Annotated in this window: 15 protein-coding genes; 12 read left to right on the forward strand and 3 right to left on the reverse strand. The window is 60.8% G+C overall.

Annotated elements, in window-relative coordinates; all coding sequences use genetic code 11:
- Positions 1-35: 35 nt before the first annotated feature.
- From G5229_RS18270 to G5229_RS18280, 3 genes are read left to right on the forward strand one after another with little or no spacing between them, the layout of a single operon-like run.
- Positions 36-1,853: an extracellular solute-binding protein gene (locus tag G5229_RS18270; RefSeq protein ID WP_421209939.1), complete on the forward strand. Its 1,818-nt coding sequence runs from the start codon at positions 36-38 to the stop codon at positions 1,851-1,853.
- Positions 1,854-1,884: 31 nt separating this feature from the next.
- Positions 1,885-2,943, forward strand: coding sequence for an ABC transporter ATP-binding protein (locus G5229_RS18275; RefSeq protein WP_421209941.1), 1,059 nt, complete (start codon positions 1,885-1,887; stop codon positions 2,941-2,943).
- Complete coding sequence (locus tag G5229_RS18280) at positions 2,940-3,971, forward strand: ABC transporter ATP-binding protein (protein ID WP_139461195.1); 1,032 nt, start codon at positions 2,940-2,942, stop codon at positions 3,969-3,971. Before G5229_RS18275 ends, G5229_RS18280 begins: the two co-directional genes overlap by 4 nt.
- A gap of 101 nt (positions 3,972-4,072) precedes the next feature.
- Here the strand turns inward: G5229_RS18280 and G5229_RS18285 are convergent, their stop codons facing one another.
- The gene (locus tag G5229_RS18285) at positions 4,073-4,684 is read right to left on the reverse strand and encodes a YitT family protein (RefSeq protein ID WP_421209943.1); all 612 of its coding nucleotides are present in this window, start codon (positions 4,682-4,684) and stop codon (positions 4,073-4,075) included.
- A gap of 309 nt (positions 4,685-4,993) precedes the next feature.
- Between G5229_RS18285 and G5229_RS18290 the strand changes: the two genes are divergently transcribed.
- The 9 genes from G5229_RS18290 (at position 4,994) to glnE (ending at position 16,013) form a co-directional block, all read left to right on the forward strand.
- Positions 4,994-6,007 (forward strand): NAD-dependent epimerase, encoded by a 1,014-nt coding sequence (locus G5229_RS18290; RefSeq protein ID WP_421209945.1) that lies wholly within the window; start codon positions 4,994-4,996, stop codon positions 6,005-6,007.
- 110 nt (positions 6,008-6,117) lie between these two features.
- The gene (locus G5229_RS18295; RefSeq protein ID WP_421209946.1) at positions 6,118-6,723 is read left to right on the forward strand and encodes a DUF2076 domain-containing protein; all 606 of its coding nucleotides are present in this window, start codon (positions 6,118-6,120) and stop codon (positions 6,721-6,723) included.
- 204 nt (positions 6,724-6,927) lie between these two features.
- Complete coding sequence (locus tag G5229_RS18300) at positions 6,928-7,116, forward strand: hypothetical protein (protein WP_043822919.1); 189 nt, start codon at positions 6,928-6,930, stop codon at positions 7,114-7,116.
- Between the two features lie 155 nt (positions 7,117-7,271).
- Positions 7,272-8,129 carry a lytic transglycosylase domain-containing protein gene (locus tag G5229_RS18305; RefSeq protein WP_421209948.1) on the forward strand — a complete coding sequence of 286 codons (858 nt, stop codon included), beginning with the start codon at positions 7,272-7,274 and terminating at the stop codon, positions 8,127-8,129.
- A gap of 107 nt (positions 8,130-8,236) precedes the next feature.
- Positions 8,237-9,067, forward strand: coding sequence for a 5'-methylthioadenosine nucleosidase (locus G5229_RS18310; protein WP_216951989.1), 831 nt, complete (start codon positions 8,237-8,239; stop codon positions 9,065-9,067).
- A 186-nt stretch (positions 9,068-9,253) separates the two neighbouring features.
- The gene (gene ettA, locus G5229_RS18315) at positions 9,254-10,921 is read left to right on the forward strand and encodes an energy-dependent translational throttle protein EttA (RefSeq protein WP_005338959.1); all 1,668 of its coding nucleotides are present in this window, start codon (positions 9,254-9,256) and stop codon (positions 10,919-10,921) included.
- 93 nt (positions 10,922-11,014) lie between these two features.
- Positions 11,015-11,344 (forward strand): hypothetical protein, encoded by a 330-nt coding sequence (locus tag G5229_RS18320; RefSeq protein WP_216951990.1) that lies wholly within the window; start codon positions 11,015-11,017, stop codon positions 11,342-11,344.
- A gap of 264 nt (positions 11,345-11,608) precedes the next feature.
- On the forward strand, positions 11,609-12,952 hold the full coding sequence (locus G5229_RS18325; protein WP_421209950.1) for an NCS2 family permease: 1,344 nt from the start codon (positions 11,609-11,611) through the stop codon (positions 12,950-12,952).
- Positions 12,953-13,139: 187 nt separating this feature from the next.
- Positions 13,140-16,013 carry a bifunctional [glutamate--ammonia ligase]-adenylyl-L-tyrosine phosphorylase/[glutamate--ammonia-ligase] adenylyltransferase gene (gene glnE, locus G5229_RS18330; protein ID WP_421209951.1) on the forward strand — a complete coding sequence of 958 codons (2,874 nt, stop codon included), beginning with the start codon at positions 13,140-13,142 and terminating at the stop codon, positions 16,011-16,013.
- 173 nt (positions 16,014-16,186) lie between these two features.
- Here glnE and G5229_RS18335 read toward each other — a convergent pair whose 3' ends face one another.
- Positions 16,187-18,349, reverse strand: coding sequence for an AsmA family protein (locus G5229_RS18335; RefSeq protein WP_421209953.1), 2,163 nt, complete (start codon positions 18,347-18,349; stop codon positions 16,187-16,189).
- Positions 18,350-18,481: 132 nt separating this feature from the next.
- Complete coding sequence (locus tag G5229_RS18340; RefSeq protein WP_421209955.1) at positions 18,482-18,988, reverse strand: NUDIX domain-containing protein; 507 nt, start codon at positions 18,986-18,988, stop codon at positions 18,482-18,484.
- Positions 18,989-19,239: the final 251 nt, after the last annotated feature.

The raw sequence follows: 19,239 nt of genomic DNA on the forward strand, positions 1-19,239 counted from the left end.
ACCCCCAGTGCAGGGGCCAGACCTGGAAGTCAAACATGAAAAATAAAATCAAATGGATAGGTGCTCTCTTTGTGCTGGTAAACGGATCCTGGGTCTGGGCGGCCAGCCTGCCCGCGGATCTCAAATGGGAGACCAACGACACGGATCCGGTGTTCGCCTCCCCCAAGGCGCTGCCGGGCGGCAGCCTCAATATGTTTGTGGAGAGCTTTCCGCTGACGTTTCGCACCGTGGGGCCAGATTCCAACGGATCGTTCCGCTCCTTTATTCTCGATAACCAACTACGGCTCATCAGCTTCCACCCCAATACCGGCAACCCCATCCCCTCGCTGGCGACCCACTGGGCCATAGCGCCAGACAGCCAGACCGTCTACTTCAAGCTGGATCCGCGAGCCAAATGGTCGGATGGCAAGCCGGTCAATGCCGATGACTACACCTTCGGCTACGAGATGATGCGCTCCAAACACATCAAGGGGCCCTGGTTCAACAACTACTACACCACCGAAGTGGTAGCGGTAGAGAAGATCGATGATCACACCATTATGGTCAAAGCGGGCAACCGCAAGGCCAAGATGGACCTGCTCAACACCACCGAGCTGTGGCCCCAGCCCAAGCACTACTACAAGCTGACCCCCAACTGGGTGAAGCAGTACAACTGGGCCGTGGTGCCCACCACAGGTCCCTACGTGATCAGCGACGTCAAGAAGGGCAAGTCGGTCACCTTCAGCAAGCAGAAGGATTGGTGGGCAAAAGATGATCGCTACAACCAGCACAGATTCAACATCGACACCATCAAGGTGCAGGTGATCCGCGACCACAACATCGCCTTCCGCCACTTCCTGAAAGGGGAGATCGATACCTTCGAGATGATCCTGCCCAACTGGTGGCATGAAAAAGCGGTCACCCCAGAGTACAAAAAAGGCTACGTGCAGAAGGTAATGGCCATGACCGACACCAAACAGGGCGGTCAGGGGGTGCACCTCAATGTGGCCAACCCCAAGCTGGCGGACGTGAACGTGCGCCTCGGCATCCAGCACGCCTTCAACATCGACAAGATGATAGAGACCGTGCTGCGTGGCGACTATGACAGAGCCACCACCTTCGGCTCGGGTTTTGGCGAGTTCACCGACATGACGCTGCCGGAGAGGGCTTACGACATCGACAAGGCGCGGGAATACTTTGCCAAGGGCGGCTACAACAAGCCGGGGCCGGACGGCATCCTGCAAAATGAGAAGGGGGAGCGGCTGACCCTGGCGCTCACCTACACCAGTCAGGAGCACTCCAAGCGCCTGACCGTGTTGAAAGAGGAGGCCAAGAAAGCGGGTCTCGATCTGGAGCTCAATCTGGTGGATGGCGCCACCGGCTTCAAGGTGATGCTGGAGAAGAAACACGAGGCGGCCTGGCTTGGCTGGGGCGGCGGCGGTCTCTATCCACAATATTGGGAGTCGTTCCACTCCGCCAACGCCAACAAACCGCAGACCAACAACCTGTTCAACGTGGCTGACAAGGAGCTGGACGCACTGATCGACGCCTACAACGTCGAATTCGACATGGCCAAACGGGCCAAGCTCTCCCAGCAGATCCAGCAGCGCATCTATGACCTCGCCATCTTCGTGCCCGGGGTGCAGCTCAACTATGTGCGGGCCAGCAGCTGGCGTTATGTGATGCTGCCGGAAGTGCCTGCCACCAAGAACACGCCGGATCTGCTCTACTGGCCGATGGACGGTTATCCTCACAGTAGCGGCGGTTTGCTCTGGCTCGATCCCAAGGTGAAGGAAGAGACCCGCAACGCCAAGGAGGCAGGGGAGGCGCTGGCGCCCATCAACCTGCTCGACAAGACCTATGCACGTCATTGATATTCAGGCCATTGCGAAGGGAGCAGCCGTTATGCCCAACACTCAGGCCCCCATTCTTGACGTACCGGATAACGGGGGGGAGTTCGCCGCTGATAACGGCCAGCACCAGACCCCAATCCTCGAAGTTCGCGATCTTGAGGTGGAGTTCGCCGTCGATGACGGCAAGATCAAGGTGCTCGACGGGGTCAGCTTCAAGGTGGCCCCGGGTCAGACGCTGGGGATCGTCGGCGAGTCCGGCTGTGGCAAGAGTGTCACTTCACTCGCCATCATGGGGCTGCTGCCCAAGCCCCACGGTCAGGTAGTCGCCGGTTCCATCCGCTTTCAGGGGGAGGAGCTGTTGTCGCTTGCGCCGGATCAGATGTACAAGGTGCGCGGCAACCGCATCTCGATGATCTTTCAGGAGCCGATGACGGCCCTCAACCCGGTGCAGACGGTCGGTGAGCAGCTGATGGAGGTGTTTCGTCTCCACCGCCCGGAGTATGACAAGGCCCAGCGCAAAGCCGCGGCCATCACCATGCTGCAGAAGGTGGGTATCCCGGAACCGGCCCAGCGCTTTGCGGTCTATCCCCACAACCTCTCCGGCGGCATGCGCCAGCGGGTGATGATCGCCATGGCGCTCTCCTGCGAGCCAGACCTGCTTATCTGTGACGAGCCGACCACGGCGCTGGATGTCACCATTCAGGCCCAGATCCTCGAACTGATGAAAGAGCTGCAGACCCAGACCGGGATGGCCATCATCTTTATTACCCACGATCTGGGGGTAGTGGCGGAGCTGTGCGACGAAGTGGTGGTGATGTATGCCGGACGGGCGGTAGAGCAGGCCGACGTGTTCGAGCTGTTTGACCACCCCCGTCACCCCTATACCCACGGCTTGATGAGCTCGATCCCGCGCCTCGAGGATGAGCCCAAGAGCCTGCTCAAGACCATCAAGGGACAGGTACCGGCCCTGCACGAAATGCCCGCTGGCTGCCGCTTCTCCAACCGCTGCCCCCATGCGACCGATCTCTGCATCAGCGCCATTCCGGCGGTGGAGCAACTCAATCCGCGCCACCATGTCGCCTGTCACTACTGGAAGGAGTTGACCCCATGAGCACTCTGTTATCGGTCAGGGATCTGAAACAGCACTTCCGGCTGGGAGGCGGCTTCCTGCGCAAGCAATATACGGTTCATGCGGTGGATGGCATCAGCTTCGATCTCAAGCAGGGGGAGACGCTGGGGCTGGTGGGTGAGTCGGGCTGCGGCAAGTCCACCCTCGGGCGCAGCCTGCTCAAGCTGTTCGAGCCGACCGCAGGCACCATCACCTTCGAGGGGCGCGACATCACCGCCCTCAGCCCGAAGGAGATGCGCTCCCTGCGTCAGGAGATGCAGATGGTATTTCAGGACCCTGCAGAATCCCTCAACAGCCGCCACACCGTGGGCCAGATTTTGGAGGAGCCCTTTATCATCCACGGTAAAGGCAACACTGAGCAGCGCCGCGGCTGGGTACAGGAGTTGCTGGCAAAAGTGGGCCTGCCGGGCAGTGCGGTGGATCGCTACCCCCACGAGTTTTCCGGCGGTCAGCGCCAGCGGATCGGCATCGCCCGCGCCATCGCCCTCAAGCCCAAGCTGCTGGTGTGCGACGAGGCAGTCTCGGCCCTCGATGTCTCGGTGCAGTCGCAGATCGTCAACCTGCTGCTCAGCCTGCAGCGGGAGATGAACCTCTCCATCATCTTCATCGCCCACGATCTGTCGGTGGTCAAACATATCTCGGATCGGATCGCGGTGATGTATCTGGGACGGATCGTCGAGCTGGCGGATGCCCAGTCGCTCTATCTGGCGCCGCGCCACCCTTACACCCAGGCGCTGATCTCTGCCATTCCGGTACCGGACCCGCGCAGGCGCAGTCAGCGCATTCTGCTGACCGGCGATGTGCCCTCCCCCATCTCGCCGCCAAGCGGCTGCCACTTCCACCAGCGCTGCCCCCATGCGACCGAGTTGTGCAAAAGCAAGGCACCCAAGCTTGAGGCGTGTGATGAGGCCCATCATCAAGTGGCCTGCCACACCCCGCTCGCCGTCGGTGGTCACGCTATCAGCGGCAACGCCATGAGCGGCGACAGCAGGCTGGAGCAGGCGAGCTAGGCGCAGCGAACAAACCCCAGGGGAGAAACAGACGAGGCGGCCATCAGGCCGCCTCGTGCTATCGGGTCACTCTTGTCTTATCGCGTCACGGCTACCGCTTGTCAGGCAATCTGGTAACGGCCCGGCTTGTGGTTGAGTGTCAACACCAGATTACAGATAACCGCCGCCACGATGGAAAGCGCCAGGATCCAGGACTGCACCACGAAAAACGAGGCGACAACAATGGCGCAATCGAGCCCCATCTGCAGCTTGCCCGCCCGGATGCCAAAGCGATCCTGAATAAAGAGCGCCAGAATGTTGAACCCCCCCAGACTCGACTTGTGACGGAACATGATGAGCAGCCCCATGCCAATCAGGGTGCCGCCGATCAGCGCCGCATAGAGGGGCTCTATCTTGCCGATCTGCAACACCCCGTTAAGGTGATCTGTCATGTAGGAGACTGCTGCCACTGAGACAAAGGTGTTGAAGGTAAAACGTGGCCCCATCCGCAGCCATGCCAGCGCATAGAAGGGCAGGTTGATGCCGAAAAACAGCAGGCCGAAGCTGATGCCGGTCACCTTTTGCAGCAGCAGCGCCAGCCCGGCAGTCCCGCCGGTGAGCAGGCCAACCTGATGAAACAGAAAGATGCCGAGGGAAACAAAGCCGGCCGCCGTCAGCAGGGCCAGCACATCCTCATAAATAGGATGGGCAGTGCGAATCGAGGTGTTGTCCATAACCTGTATCCAAGCGAAGTAAAGAGAGAGTGTCTGTCGCCTGCCGTTACGGGCGGGCTGCGAGCCCTGTCCACAGGGCTTCGTTATGGGGTCCAGTCTATTTTTTGTGAAAAGGATCACAACAGTCAGGCTGAACGCCCCATTCTGGTGCCTGTCATCTGGCATTGACACTCGCTGCACCAAGATGCAGCATGCCGCGCCGTCAGAGGCGGTTTGCCATGGCACAAACGCGCCGGCTCTGCTACAAAGCGCGCAGCCCCCTTTTCCCATCACCGTAAGGAGCCCCATGATCTGCACAGGACCCCAACCATGACGTATCTGGTCACCGGCGTCGCCGGTTTTATCGGTTTTCATGTGGCCAGCAAGCTGTGCGCCGCAGGCCATCGGGTGGTGGGGATCGATAACCTTAACGACTACTACGAGGTGATTCTGAAAGAGGCACGGCTGGCCCAACTGGCCAGTTTCCCCAATTTTCGCTTCGAGCGGCTGGATCTGGCGGATCGTGAAGCCATGGCGGCCCTCTTTGCCAGCCACGGTTTCGAGCGGGTGATCCATCTGGGGGCACAGGCGGGGGTGCGCTACTCCATCGACAATCCGTTCGCCTATGCCGACAGCAACCTTACCGGCATGCTGACGGTGCTGGAGGGGTGTCGTCACCACGGGATTCAGCACCTCATCTACGCCTCCTCCAGCTCGGTCTATGGCATGGGGGATCAGATGCCCTACTCCACCGCGCAGCAGGTGGATCACCCGGTCTCCCTCTACGCTGCGACCAAAAAGAGCGGCGAGCTGATGGCCCACGCCTATTCGGCGCTCTATGGCCTGCCCACCACAGGGCTGCGCTTCTTTACCGTCTACGGCCCCTGGGGCCGGCCTGACATGGCCATCATCAAGTTCACCCGCGCCATCCTCGCGGGCGAGCCTATCGACGTATACAACCACGGCGATCTCAGCCGCGACTTCACCTACATAGACGACATCGTCGCGGGGATCCTCACCATGGCCGACCAGCCGCCCCGCCCCAATCCCGATTGGCATGCCAGCGAGCAGAGCGCGGCCGAGAGCGCCGCCCCCTACCTCATCCTCAATATCGGCAACGGCCAGCCGGTGCGGCTGCTCGATTTTATCGAGGCGCTGGAAGAGGCCATCGGCAAGCCCGCCATCAAGCGGATGCAGCCGATGCAGGCAGGCGACATGCACGCCACCTGGGCCGACAGCGAGCCGCTGCACACCCTCACCGGCCTGCGCCCCGCCACGCCCCTCAAGCAAGGTGTTGCCGAGTTTGTCCGCTGGTATCTCAACTACTACCGGCCCGTCCGCTGACGAGCACGGGCAGCCTCTCGGTCATTGATGAGTTAATCAGATACCACTGATGCCCCGCGGGTTTTAGGATGGCTGAACGCACTGTCTGCGCACCATAGCGAGGATTTGAGATGCAATCACAGGAACAGGGTCTGATCGATGGACTGTTCGACCGCCTCAAGCAAGCGCAAGCCAGGGATAGCAAGCGAGACCCACAAGCGGATCAGCTGATCCGCCAGCATCTGGCCCAGCAGCCCGATGCCCCCTACTACATGGCCCAGGCGCTGCTAATTCAGCAGGCTGCCCTTACTCGCCTCAACGAGCGGGTCAAGGAGCTGGAAGCCAGCCAGAGCACCCCAAGTGGTGGCAGTTTTCTCTCCGGCCTGTTTGGTAGCGAAAGCAGCCCGCCCCCGCGCTTTACGCCGCCACCGGCATCCGCTCCTGCCCAGCCAGCATCCCGTACCAGCTCCTTTTTGGGCGGCGCCCTGCAAACCGCCGCCGGTGTGGCCGGTGGCGTGATGCTGGCCGATATGATCGGCGGACTGTTTCACAACAACCGCCCCGAGGAGATCATCGACATCATAGAGCCAGCGACCATCGCCAATCCGGTCGATGCGGAACCGGTGCGCTGGGACGGCTGGGATTCACCTCCCGATGCTGGCAGCAATTTTCTCGATGACGATAACCTGAGTGGCGGCTGGGCCGACACTGACGATAACAACGGCGGTTTCTTCTGATCGTCAAACCATTACTGGCCCCGCATCTGGCGGGGCCCAACTCGATACGAAACCCATGACTATGGAAAGTGTGATGACACCACGGATCGGCAGCGGCATGACGCGATATACTCAGCGCGCTTCGTGCCACTCGGGAACAACTCCCGACCCCAGGCGCTCTGTCCGTGGCCACGCAACACCCCCATGACGACAAGGAGCCACCTGATGATCCGAACCCTGCTTTTGACCGGTGCCGCCATTGCGGCCTATGCCCTGACCCAGAGCCACTCTCTGCTTCCCCTGCTCAGCCTGCTGGCCCTGCTTTCGCTCTGGGTTGTCAGCGAAATTGGCAGCTTCTATCGCGCGCTTCCTCCCGCCGTGCTGGATGAGCAGGAGTATCACCACGACTTTTAACCGGATGAAAAATGGTGTGAAACTGTCGAGATGCCGTTAGTTCCATACCGTTTTGCTCTCTGAAACCAACCGGCTATAACAACAGGATCCACTGGGTTCGTGGCGATAGCAGCCATGTTCCTCTATATCTTCTGTACTCAAACAGGAGATAACCCATGAGGCACATCAGCGAAAACGGACTGTTTTTGCTGCTTTTTTTGTCGTTGTTACTGGCAGGTACGCCGCGGGCGATGGCACAAGGCAGGGATTTCAGACAGGCCCCCAAGGCGCTAACAGCGATCAAGCAGGGTCAAGTTGCCCAGCAACACGGTCATCTGCAAAAAGCCATCGCCCTCTATTGCGTGGCCGCCAGTACCGGCAACCCGGAAGGATATTTCCGGATCGGTCGCCTGCTCGCCACCGGCCCCGCCTCGGTTCGCAGCGCCAAGCTGGCTAACAGTTATCTCGCCATGGCAATGCGTCTTGGTAACCGGCAGGCTGCCCGCTACTACAACGCTCGCATCGGCAATGCCCCCATGGGTGATCAGTGCGGCATCGGGATCCGTGGCGGTCAGGGTGGCTATCTGGCCGGGCTCCCTTCCACCCCCTTCAATGTCGACACCTGGGTGGCCCGCCAGCCTCCTGCCAAGCAAGAACTGGTCACCATGCTGCGCCACGCCGCCAAACACCATAAGGTGGATGCCCGGCTGGTGCTGGCGATTGCCATCGCCGAATCCAATCTCAACAGCCGTGCCGTTTCACCCAAGAATGCTCAGGGGCTGATGCAGCTGATCCCCGAAACCCAGCAGCGGTTTGGTGTCACTCACCCCTTTGATCCGGCACAGAACATCAAGGGAGGCGTCAGTTATCTCAAGTGGCTGGATCGCCGCTTCGATGGCGACTGGGTACTGATCTCGGCGGCCTACAATGCCGGGGAAAAAGCGGTGGAACGCTATGGCGGGATCCCACCCTATGACGAAACACAGGAGTATGTAAAACGGGTGCTCTACTTCGCTGGCCACAAGCAGCCCTGAGGCCATTCATCAGCATGTCCGTTACTGACAAAACACGCACCAACATTGCGCAACCGTTTTCCTTTCGGTAGGATCCGGCGCTTTCTCGCCAGCCCTACAGGTATCCCATGAATATCATCAAACGCTGTTCGCGCCTGCTCACCCTCTTTGCCCTCCTCTCCTCCAGCGTGATGGCGGCCACCCCGGCCCCCATCCTGATCCAGGGGGCGATGGACGTCGAAGTCGAAACTCTCGTTGCCGCACTGAAAGACAAGACGGAGCTGACTGTGGGGGCCTGGACATACTGGCAGGGTACTATCTCGGACTATCCGGTGGTCATCTCCCGCACCGAGGTGGGTCTGGCCAATGCCGCTGCCGCCACCACGTTGGCGATTGAGCGTTTCAAACCGCGTCTCATCATCAATCAGGGTACGGCAGGAGGCCATGATCCGGCACTGCACCGGGGCGATATCGTTATCGGCACCAAGAGCTTCAACATGGGAGCCTATCGCAGTGACCTGATGCCCGCCGAGCAAGGCGTCGATCCGAGCAAATGGCACAACTTCGAGGTCACCATGCGTCTGCGCGATAACGGCAAGCTGGTGGAGCACAGCTCGTTCGCTGGCGATCCCGAGCTGATTGGCCGCGCCCTCGGTATGGCCGATCGCTATCGCCACGGCCGAGTAGTAGGCGGCATCATTGGCACCGCCGATGAGTGGAACCGACAGGTAGCGCGCATCAACTGGCTGCATCAGACCTACCAGACCGCCGCGGAAGAGATGGAAACCTCCTCCGCCGCCCTAGTGGCCGAGGCCTACAAGGTACCCTTTGTCGGCATCCGGGTACTCTCCAATACCGATCTCCACGGTGAAGAGTTTGACCCGCAGACTGCCATCCACTGCCAGCAATTTGTCATTGATTACGCAAACGCGCTGATCAACAGTTTCCACAAGGCATAAGGCCCTATAAGAGGCCGTCATGACAGGCGGCCTATCTTTCCCCCCCATCTTTGCCCCCCCTTGCCCATTGGTTTACAATCGGAACGTTTTTTGGAACCGGGTTGACCTGTGTCGACCAGGCCCCACCACGACATCAGTCTGTTAATGCCAAGACATTAACCTGCTGAAAAGGAAGAGAATTAGCCAATGGCTCAATTTATTTACACCATGAACCGGGTCGGCAAGGTAGTGCCGCCCAAGCGTCATATTCTCAAGAACATCTCCTTGAGCTTCTTCCCGGGCGCCAAGATTGGCGTGCTGGGTCTGAACGGCGCCGGTAAATCGACCTTGCTGCGCATCATGGCGGGCATCGACACCGAGATCGAAGGGGAAGCCCGTCCGCAGCCCGGCATCAAGATCGGCTACCTGCCGCAGGAGCCGAAGCTGGAGCCGGAGCAGACCGTACGCGAAGCAGTCGAAGAGGCCGTTGGCGAGGTGAAGCGCGCCATGGCCCGTCTGGACGAGGTCTATGCGGCCTACGCCGACCCGGATGCCGACTTTGACAAGCTGGCCCGCGAACAGGGCGAGCTGGAGGCCATCATCCAGGCCCAGGGCGGCCACAACATGGAAAACCAGCTGGAGCGTGCGGCCGATGCCCTGCGCCTGCCGGCCTGGGATGCCAAGATCAAGCACCTCTCCGGTGGTGAGCGCCGCCGTGTGGCGCTCTGCCGTCTGCTGCTGGAAAAGCCGGACATGCTGCTGCTGGACGAACCGACCAACCACCTGGATGCGGAATCCGTGGCCTGGCTGGAGCGCTTCCTGCACGACTATGAAGGCACTGTTGTGGCCATCACCCACGACCGTTACTTCCTCGACAATGTGGCAGGCTGGATCCTGGAGCTGGACCGTGGCGAGGGTATCCCGTGGGAAGGCAACTACTCCTCCTGGCTGGAGCAGAAGGACGCCCGTCTGGCGCAGGAAGCCAGTTCCGAGGCGGCCCGTCGCAAGTCCATCGAGAAAGAGCTGGAGTGGGTTCGTCAAAACCCGAAAGGGCGTCAGGCCAAGTCCAAGGCCCGTATGGCTCGCTTCGAAGAGCTCAACACCAACGACTACCAGAAGCGCAACGAGACCAACGAGCTGTTCATTCCGCCCGGACCGCGCCTCGGCGACAAGGTGGTGGAAGTGGCCAACCTGCGCAAATCCTACGGTGATCGGGTGCTGATCGACGATCTGTCGTTTGCCATTCCGAAGGGTGCCATCGTCGGCATCATCGGCCCGAACGGTGCCGGTAAGTCGACCCTGTTCCGCATGATGTCGGGTCAGGAGCAGCCGGATTCCGGCGCCATCACCCTGGGTGAAACCGTGGTGCTGGCCTCTGTCGATCAGTTCCGCGACAGCATGGATGACAAGAAGACGGTCTTCGAAGAGGTCGCTGACGGTCAGGATATCCTGCGCATCGGCAACTACGAGTTCCCGAGCCGCGCCTATATCGGCCGCTTCAACTTCAAGGGTTCCGACCAGCAGAAGCGGGTTGGCGAACTCTCCGGTGGTGAGCGCGGTCGTCTGCACCTGGCCAAGCTGCTGCAGACCGGCGGCAACGTGCTGCTGCTGGATGAACCGACCAACGATCTGGATATCGAAACCCTGCGCGCCCTCGAGAACGCCCTGCTGGAGTTCCCGGGTTGTGCCATGGTCATCTCCCACGACCGCTGGTTCCTCGACCGTATCGCCACTCACATCCTGGACTATCAGGATGAGGGCAAGATCGAGTTCTTCGAAGGTAACTTTACCGAATACGAAGAGTGGAAGAAGAAGACCTACGGCGCCGAGGCGATCCAGCCCCATCGCGCCAAGTACAAGCGCATCGCCAAATAAGGCTGACTGCGTGTTGAGGGGAGCTCCGGCTCCCCTTTCTGTTGTCTTTTGGCTTACAATCCTAGACGGATGCCTTTGCATGGATGTAGCACGATGACGACCCCCATAGAGAAAAAACTCACCATCCAGATCCGGGTTGAACCGGGTTGTCTCGGGCCGGATGGCAAGACACATATAGAGACCTTCTGTGCCGCTGCTGCCAAGATTTTTGCCGCCGTGGAGCCCGAGCTGGTGAGCTGGGTGCTGATCCCCCGCTATGACAAGCAGCTGCCGGAGCAAGAGTTCTTTATCGAGGGGCGCAAGCTGACCGAAGAGCAGGCAAGCCTGTTTCTGCGCCGCTTCGGCCGTGAACTGGGTGAAGTGCAAGACCGGCTCGACTCGGTGCTGGCCCAGCTGGTCGAGCGCTACTTCAAAACCCTTTAAGCCTCCAATTTTCGATAAAAGGTTCTCTGCTGAGAACCTTTTTTCATGCTCAAAAAGCAAACGTTTGAATTTTTACTCTATTCATTGATCTGCTTCGCAGATCCGGGGTTTGTAAACGGCGCCGCCTGTGTAAAAATGTGCGCGCCGTCACGGTATCAGGACGAGTCTGGTTACTTAACCGCCAGAAACAGGGCAATTTACCCCGCATGGATGGGATAGCCCGTTCCCCTGCTGCTTATTTCACGTCACCTATTGGAATCCAACATGAATCAACAACACCAAGCTGCCAATCAGGCCGCCGGGCAAGGATTGCTTGAGCGCCTGTTTGCCCTGCAAGGCCATGGCACTACCGCCCGCACCGAAGTGATCGCAGGTATCACCACCTTCCTGACCATGGTCTACATCGTGTTCGTCAACCCGCAGATCCTCTCTGCTGCGGGCATGGACACCCAGGCCGTGTTCGTCACCACCTGCCTCATCGCCGGTATCGGCAGCATCCTGATGGGCCTGTTGGCCAACCTGCCGATCGCGCTGGCCCCCGCCATGGGCCTCAATGCCTTCTTCGCCTTCGTGGTGGTCGCGGGCATGGGTTACTCTTGGCAAGTGGGCATGGGCACCATCTTCTGGGGCGCCATGGGTCTGTTGATCCTCACCCTGCTGCGGGTGCGCTACTGGCTGATCGGCAACATCCCGCTTACTCTGCGGGTCGGCATCACCGCCGGTATCGGTCTGCTGATCGCCCTGCTCGGCCTGCACAACGCAGGGATCGTCGTGGCCAACCCCGCGACTATGGTGACAGTGGGCAATCTCACCTCCCTGCCCTGCCTGCTGGGGCTGCTCGGTTTCTTCCTGATCTGCATCTTCTCCGCCCGCGGCGTCCACTCCGCCGTGCTGATCGCCATCGTGGTCACCACGGGTCTGGGCTGGCTGTTTGGCGATGTCACCTTCAAGGGCTTTGTCTCCATGCCTCCCAGCATCGAGCCGGTGTTCGGCCAGCTGGATCTGATGGGATCGCTCGATATCAGCCTCGCCGGGATCATCTTCTCCTTTATGCTGGTCAACCTGTTCGACTCCTCCGGCACCCTGATCGGCGTCACCAACCGCGCCAAGCTGGCCGATGACAAGGGCCACTTCCCGCGCATGAAACAGGCGCTGATGGTGGATAGCGTGAGCTCCGTCGGCGGCGCTTTCATGGGCACCTCCTCGGTTACCGCCTTTATCGAGAGCAGCTCCGGCGTCGCCGTCGGCGGCCGCACCGGTCTGACCGCCATCGTGGTCGGCCTGCTGTTCCTGCTGGCTATCTTCTTCTCCCCGGTCGCCGCCATGGTGCCGGCCTATGCTGCCGCTGGCGCCCTTATCTATGTGGGCGTGCTGATGTGCTCCGAGCTGACCCGGGTGAAGTGGGAAGATTTGACCGAAGCGGTACCGGCCTTTATGACCGCCGTCATGATGCCGTTCAGCTTCTCCATCACCGAGGGGATCGCCGTCGGCTTTATCTCCTACTGCGTGATGAAGGCGGGTACCGGCCGCTGGCGCGAGATCAACCCCTGCGTGCTGGTGGTGGCCCTGCTGTTCGTGCTCAAGTTCGTCTGGGTCGACAGCCACTGATAATGACCAGTGCAATCCGATGGGCTCCCGACAGGGAGCCCATTTTTATTTGCCGGATCATGCTTCTCGCCCCTGCGCTGTGACGCGGGGGCCTGACAGTGCTAGATTGGCAGCCACCATTTTGAACCGGCAGCGTTGTTAACACCGTGTTGTTAACCCGCTGTCGTGAACCACAAGGACGGCAACCGTGGCCCAGCACTCTCCCTCTTTCTCCGCCCTCTCCCCCCTGCTGCAAGAACAGGCCGAGCGCCAGTGGCAGCGACTGGTCGAGCTGGCCCCCGACTATGGCAACCAGCCCGAGCCGGTGCGCCAGACCCTGCTGACCCTGCTGGGCCTCTCCGATTTTGTCGCCGACTCCCTCTTCAAACAGCCCGAGTTGCTGACCGAACTGCTCGCCTCCGGGGATCTGGATCAGGCCGAACGCTGGCCCACCTACCAGCGCGATCTGACCGCCCTGCTCGCCGAGGTAAGCGATGAAGAGGCGCTCAAGCGTATCCTGCGCCAGTTCCGCCGCAGCCGCATGCTGGTGATCGCCTGGCGCGAGATGCTGGGCCACGCCGAAGTGGAAGAGAGCTTTATCCACCTCACCAAACTGGCGGATGCCCTCATCTGCTCCTCTCGCGACTGGCTCTACGCCAAACAGTGCGGCGAGCTGGGCACCCCGATGGACGGCAATGGCAACCCACAACCGCTACTCATTCTCGGCATGGGCAAGCTGGGAGGTGGCGAGCTGAACTTCTCCTCGGATATCGACCTTATCTTCACCTTCCCCGAGAACGGCTACACGGTCGGGGGGCGGCGGGAGCTCGCCAACCAGCAATTTTTCATCAAGCTGGGCCAGCGCATCATCAACGCCCTCCACCAGCCCACTCAGGATGGTCAGGTGTTCCGGGTCGATATGCGCTTACGCCCCTTTGGCGATGCGGGGCCGCTCGCCATCTCCTTCGCAGCCATGGAGGATTACTACCAGCATCACGGTCGCAACTGGGAGCGCTACGCCATGGTCAAGGCGCGGGTACTGGGGCCCCAGTGCGAACACGCAGTGGAGCTGGCCGAGATGCTGCGCCCCTTCGTGTTTCGCCGCTATATCGACTTCGGCGTTATCGACGGTCTGCGCCAGATGAAGGCGATGATCGCCGCCGAGGTGCGCCGCAAGGGGCTGGAGGGCAACATCAAGCTGGGGGCTGGCGGCATCCGTGAAGTGGAGTTTATCGCCCAGGCGCTGCAGCTTATTCGCGGCGGTCGTGAACCGGCACTGCGGGTGCGTCACCTGCCCGAAGCGCTGGCTGCCATCGCCCAATGTGGCGCCCTCGAATCTGCCCATTGCGATCGCTTGCTGGAGGCCTATCGCTTCTTGCGCCGGGTCGAGAACATCTTGCAGGAGATCGGCGATCAGCAGACCCAGACCCTGCCCACCGAAGAGCGGGATCGCCAGCGGCTGATCGCCGCCCTCGGTTTTGCCGACTGGGGCGCCTTTATGGCTCATCTCGATGAGGAGATGGCGGCCGTCCATCAGGAGTTCGCCGCCGTGGTGGGGGAAGAGAAAGAGGCCCCCGCCCATCTGGAGCAGCTTTGGCTCGATCTGTGGCGCACCGAGCTCGATGCCGCCGAGCTGGAAAAATTGCTGACTGCTCAAGGGGTCGTCGAGCCCGCTCCGCTCTGCGCTGCCCTGCTGCGCTTCAAGGAGGAGTACAAGCGCCGTCAGGTGGGGCCGCAGGGGCGCATCGCACTGGACTGGCTGATGCCGGAGCTGCTGCGGCTGGTGGTCGCCAGTGAGCAACCCGCCCGCCTGTTCGAGCGGGTATGCGAGCTGCTGACCCGCATCTTCACCCGCAGCGCCTATCTGCAACTGCTGGCGGAAAACCCGGGCGCCCTGCGCCAGCTGGTACGGCTGTGCGACGCCAGCCATCTGGTGAGCGAACAGCTGGCCCGCTACCCCATCCTGCTGGATGAGCTGCTCGATCCCCAGCACCTCTACCACCCCACCCCGCTCGACCAGTACAAGCCCCAGCTGCGCCAGTTCCTGCTGCGCATCCCCGAAGAGGACGTGGAGCAGCAGATGGAGGCGCTGCGCCAGTTCAAGCAGGTGCAGCTGCTGCGCATCGTGGCGGCCGACATCGCCGGCGCCCTGCCGCTGATGAAGGTGAGCGACCACCTCACCTGGCTCGCGGAGGCGATCACCGAAGAGGTGGTTAATCAGGCCTGGGCCCAGATGAGCGAGCGCTACGGAGTGCCGCCCGAGGTGGCAACCAGCGGCCAGCGCGGCTTTGCGGTGGTGGCCTACGGCAAGCTGGGTGGCATTGAGCTCGGCTACGGCTCGGATCTCGATCTGGTGTTTCTGCATGGCGGCGACCCAAACAGCTACACAGATGGCCGCAAGCCCATCGACAGCCGCCAGTTCTATCTGCGTCTGGCGCAGCGGATCCTGCACCTGTTCAGCACCCGAACCCCCTCCGGGATCCTCTACGAGATCGATATGCGGCTGCGTCCCTCCGGCGACTCCGGCCTGCTGGTCTCGTCGCTGTCGGCCTACGAGCAATACCAGCAAAACGAGGCATGGACCTGGGAACATCAGGCGCTGGTGCGGGCTCGCCCCATCTATGGCGATGATGCCATCGTTGCCGAGTTTGCCCGCATCCGCCGCGATGTGCTGGCCAAGGAGCGGGAGCTGCCGACCCTGGCCCGCGAGGTGCGCGAGATGCGCCACAAGATGCGGGATCACCTGCTCAAAGCCGGTGCCGGCGAATTCGACCTCAAGCAGTCCCCCGGTGGCATGGTGGATATCGAGTTTATCGCCCAGTATCTGGTGCTGGCCCACGCCTGCGGCGAGCCCGAGGCGCTCACCCGCTGGTCCGATAACGTGCGCATCTTCGACGAGTGCGTCATGGCGGGGGTGCTGACGCTGGAGCAGGCGGAGGGGCTGAAGCAGGCCTATCTGGAGATCCGCAACCTCGGCCATCGCCTCAACCTCTCGGAAATCTCCCGCAAGGTGAGCGACGATAAGCTGCAGAGTGAGCGCAGCCATGTGCTCGCCGTCTGGCAAACCCTGCTGGGGGAGTAATTCCCACCAGCGGCAATGAAAAAGGGCCCGCCTGAATTGCTTCAGGCGGGCCCTTCCCTATAGAGTTGCCAGGCCAATGCCTAGTCCGATACGACACTCACAGAACGGTCTCCACAATAAGAAAGAGCCCGCACGGGGCGGGCTCTGCATGGGGATAAAACGAAAGGCTGGGGCTATTTGAACAATCCCTTGAGCAGCTGGTCAGCCACACCTTTGACGGCTTCATTGTCGGCCTTGTCCCCCAGCAGCTTCTTGAGGCCGCGTTCGGCCTCCTTGCGCGCCTTATCCTCCAGCAGCTTGTTGTTGCTAAGCAGCGCCTTCACATCGAGCTGGTAGCTGGGGGCTTGCCAGTGACCGCCGATCCGCACCGGAATGGTGATCTCCTTCAGCTCATCCACATCCTTGCCCCCCTGCCCCTTGCTGCTCTCGACAATGGAGGTGAGGAACAGGAAGTCGAGGCTCTCCAGCACCAGCGCCGTCTGCCCCTCGCCCTTGACCCGCAAGGCGGGGGCAAAGAGCTGGATGTCGTTGCTACGGGCGATGCCGTCGGCAATCTGGAAGCTGGCGGTGAGGGCGCTGAAGTCGGTCTTGCGCGCCTCCTTCACCTGCTCGGCCCCCTTGCCGGTGAGGGTGGCCCGCGCCTCGCGGATCATTTCCGCTAGGTTGATGCCGTGCAGGGCGCCGTCGCTCAGCTTCAAGGTCACCTTGCCCTGCATTCCGTTGCGCAGTGCCAGAGGAGAGAGACCACGCCCCTGCACCTGCACATCGAGATCGCCCTTACCCTCCAGCAGATCGCTCTGGGCCAGAGTCTGCAGCAAGGGACGAATGTTCACTCCGGCCACCTGCTTGTGCACCTTGTAGGTGGCGGGTTGCTGGCGTGCGTCGAGAACCCCTTTCGCGCTTACCTGACCGCCCGCCACGGTCGCGCTGAACTGTTTGAGCGTCAGCAGTCCCTTGGCCAAAACCACCTGCAGATCGACAGTACCGAGATCCAGCCCTTTCAGGCGCAGGCTACCGAGTTGCAACCGACCATCCAGATCCACACCTTTGAGCGCGCCCAGATCCGGTTCAACCGCGGAGAGGGCTTCGCTCTTGCCAGTTGCTTCTTTATCGCCAGTTGCAGCGGTATTGGAAGCACCGACCGTTGGTTTGTCCTCTCTCGCCTGCGCTGGTGTGGTCGGTGCCGATCTGGCGAGCCATTTGTCGAGATCCAGCTTCTCCCCCTTGAGATCGAAGCTGATCGAGGGAACAGCGCCAAGCTGCACGGTTCCATCACCACTCAGCAGCGCCTCATCGGCACTCATCACCAGCTTGCTCAGGGTGATCAGCTGCTTGTCGAGCTCGGCACGGGCAAACCCGGCCAGTTTCAGCTTCATCTGCGGGCGTGGCAGCGCATCACCTTCCAGCGCTGCGGTCAGCAGTACATCGGAGAGCTCGGCAAGCTTCATCTCCTTGTCGAGCCGCCCTTTAAGTGTTCCTTCCAGAGAGCCAGCCAGTGAAGCTTGCTGCCCCTCACCCTTGGCTCCTTTCAGCGCCAACGTGAGGTTGCTCCACTCACCAAGGGCCAGTCGGTCTCCCTTGATGGAGAAACTGTCGAGTCGCAGAGACGGGTCACTCAGGCTGCCGCTGAGGCTCAGATCTTTCAGCTCACTCGCCATCACCTCCTGCGCCAGCTTGATCTGGGTCTGCCCTTTAACGTCGAAAGCGAGCTTGTCGGCACTCCCCTTGGCGGCCAGCGTCACGGGTACCCACTGACCGGTGGCCAGTTGCCCCATATCGAGATCGAGGCGATCCAGTCGCAGCGACGTGCCGCTGCGATCATCCTGTACCAGCGCACTGGCCTGGGAGAGCGCGACACCCTGCAAGCTGATCTGCCAGGGCTTGCTATCAGCGGTTGGCGCTGGGGCTGCGGGAACGACCGGTTCGCTTGCATCAGCAGTGGCATCTTTGAGCAGTCCGCTCAGATTGGAGCTGCCATCCGCCTTGGTCTGGATAAAGAGATAGGCGCCACTCAGGGTCACCTTGCCGATCTCCAGACGATGGGAGAGCAGCGGCAACAGGGCCACCGAGGCCTCGCCCTGCTCGAAACGAACCAGATCCGGCTCGGCAAAACCGGCCGGATTGCGCAGAGCGACCTTCTCCAGCGAGAGGCCGAGACTCGGCCAGAAACGCCAGTCAATCTCCCCCGCCATCACCAGCTCCCGACCCGTGCTCTTGCGCACCTGTTCAGCCAGTTGGGGCTTGAATTGATTGGGGTCGATAAGGCTTATCAACGTCACTATGGCCAGCAAGGCTGCCACGGCGATGCCGAGCAAGATGAGAACTATCTTCTTCACGATATGCTCCTTGAATCCGGATCCACTGCTGACTATACCACTCACCGTCTGACGAATGGCGTCTGCGGGACAAAAGTGGACAAGGATGAGACAGGGATGGTCGCTGCCAATCCCCATCGTCATCAGCAGGGATCAGGCTTGCAAAGAGGATTGCTGCAGCCGCGCCACCGCGGTGCGCGTCGACTCGAAAGCAAAGCGGGGCAAGGGGATATCGCTAATCTTCAGCCACTGACAGGCGGCCACATCGTCAGCCGGCTGGATGACCGGTTTTTCACTCAGCTTGATGGCGAAAAAGGTGTCACAGGTGTGATAGGTGATGCCATCGTAGGGATAGATATTGGGGAATGAGCCAAGATAGGTAAAAGGTTGGGCGCTGACATTGAGCCCCAGCTCCTCCTGCAATTCCCGCACCAGCGCCCCCTCCAGCGACTCGCCGGGATCGACAAATCCGCCCGGCAGATCCAGCAACCCCTTGCCAGGATTACGGGCACGCACCGCAACCAGCACCTCGTCCTGCCAGCAAAGCGCCACCATCACAGCCGTCGCCACATTTTGGAAAAAATGAAAACCGCAGCCACAGCGAAACTCTTTAGGGCTGACGCTCTGCAGGGTTTGACCGCCGCATTTTGGACAAAACATGGGCTATCTCCGACGAAATAAAGCACCATTTTACGCTGTTGTGACCGTTTTTTATGAGTAAAACCGACGGGGAAGACTAGGCATTCAAAGGGAGAGGAATAAAACGGGACAATTATCAGACGATTTAATAAATTGCATGCAACAAAAAACCCCGCTCGATGAGCGGGGTTCTTAAATTGGGTGCCTGGCAGTGTCCTACTCTCGCATGGCGAATGCCACACTACCATCGGCGCTACCGCGTTTCACTTCTG

The organism is Aeromonas sp. 602396, assembly GCF_049173735.1.
Taxonomy (GTDB): domain Bacteria; phylum Pseudomonadota; class Gammaproteobacteria; order Enterobacterales; family Aeromonadaceae; genus Aeromonas; species Aeromonas veronii_A.

Coding starts and splice junctions, on each gene's coding strand:
- G5229_RS18280 (WP_139461195.1), top strand. CDS start 2,940: ATGAGCACTCTGTTATCGGTCAGGGATCTGAAACAGCACTTCCGGCTG.
- G5229_RS18300 (WP_043822919.1), top strand. CDS start 6,928: ATGATCCGAACCCTGCTTTTGACCGGTGCCGCCATTGCGGCCTATGCC.
- G5229_RS18275 (WP_421209941.1), top strand. CDS start 1,885: ATGCCCAACACTCAGGCCCCCATTCTTGACGTACCGGATAACGGGGGG.
- G5229_RS18295 (WP_421209946.1), top strand. CDS start 6,118: ATGCAATCACAGGAACAGGGTCTGATCGATGGACTGTTCGACCGCCTC.
- G5229_RS18325 (WP_421209950.1), top strand. CDS start 11,609: ATGAATCAACAACACCAAGCTGCCAATCAGGCCGCCGGGCAAGGATTG.
- G5229_RS18310 (WP_216951989.1), top strand. CDS start 8,237: ATGAATATCATCAAACGCTGTTCGCGCCTGCTCACCCTCTTTGCCCTC.
- G5229_RS18320 (WP_216951990.1), top strand. CDS start 11,015: ATGACGACCCCCATAGAGAAAAAACTCACCATCCAGATCCGGGTTGAA.
- ettA (WP_005338959.1), top strand. CDS start 9,254: ATGGCTCAATTTATTTACACCATGAACCGGGTCGGCAAGGTAGTGCCG.
- G5229_RS18285 (WP_421209943.1), bottom strand. CDS start 4,684: ATGGACAACACCTCGATTCGCACTGCCCATCCTATTTATGAGGATGTG.
- G5229_RS18305 (WP_421209948.1), top strand. CDS start 7,272: ATGAGGCACATCAGCGAAAACGGACTGTTTTTGCTGCTTTTTTTGTCG.
- G5229_RS18290 (WP_421209945.1), top strand. CDS start 4,994: ATGACGTATCTGGTCACCGGCGTCGCCGGTTTTATCGGTTTTCATGTG.
- G5229_RS18270 (WP_421209939.1), top strand. CDS start 36: ATGAAAAATAAAATCAAATGGATAGGTGCTCTCTTTGTGCTGGTAAAC.
- G5229_RS18340 (WP_421209955.1), bottom strand. CDS start 18,988: ATGTTTTGTCCAAAATGCGGCGGTCAAACCCTGCAGAGCGTCAGCCCT.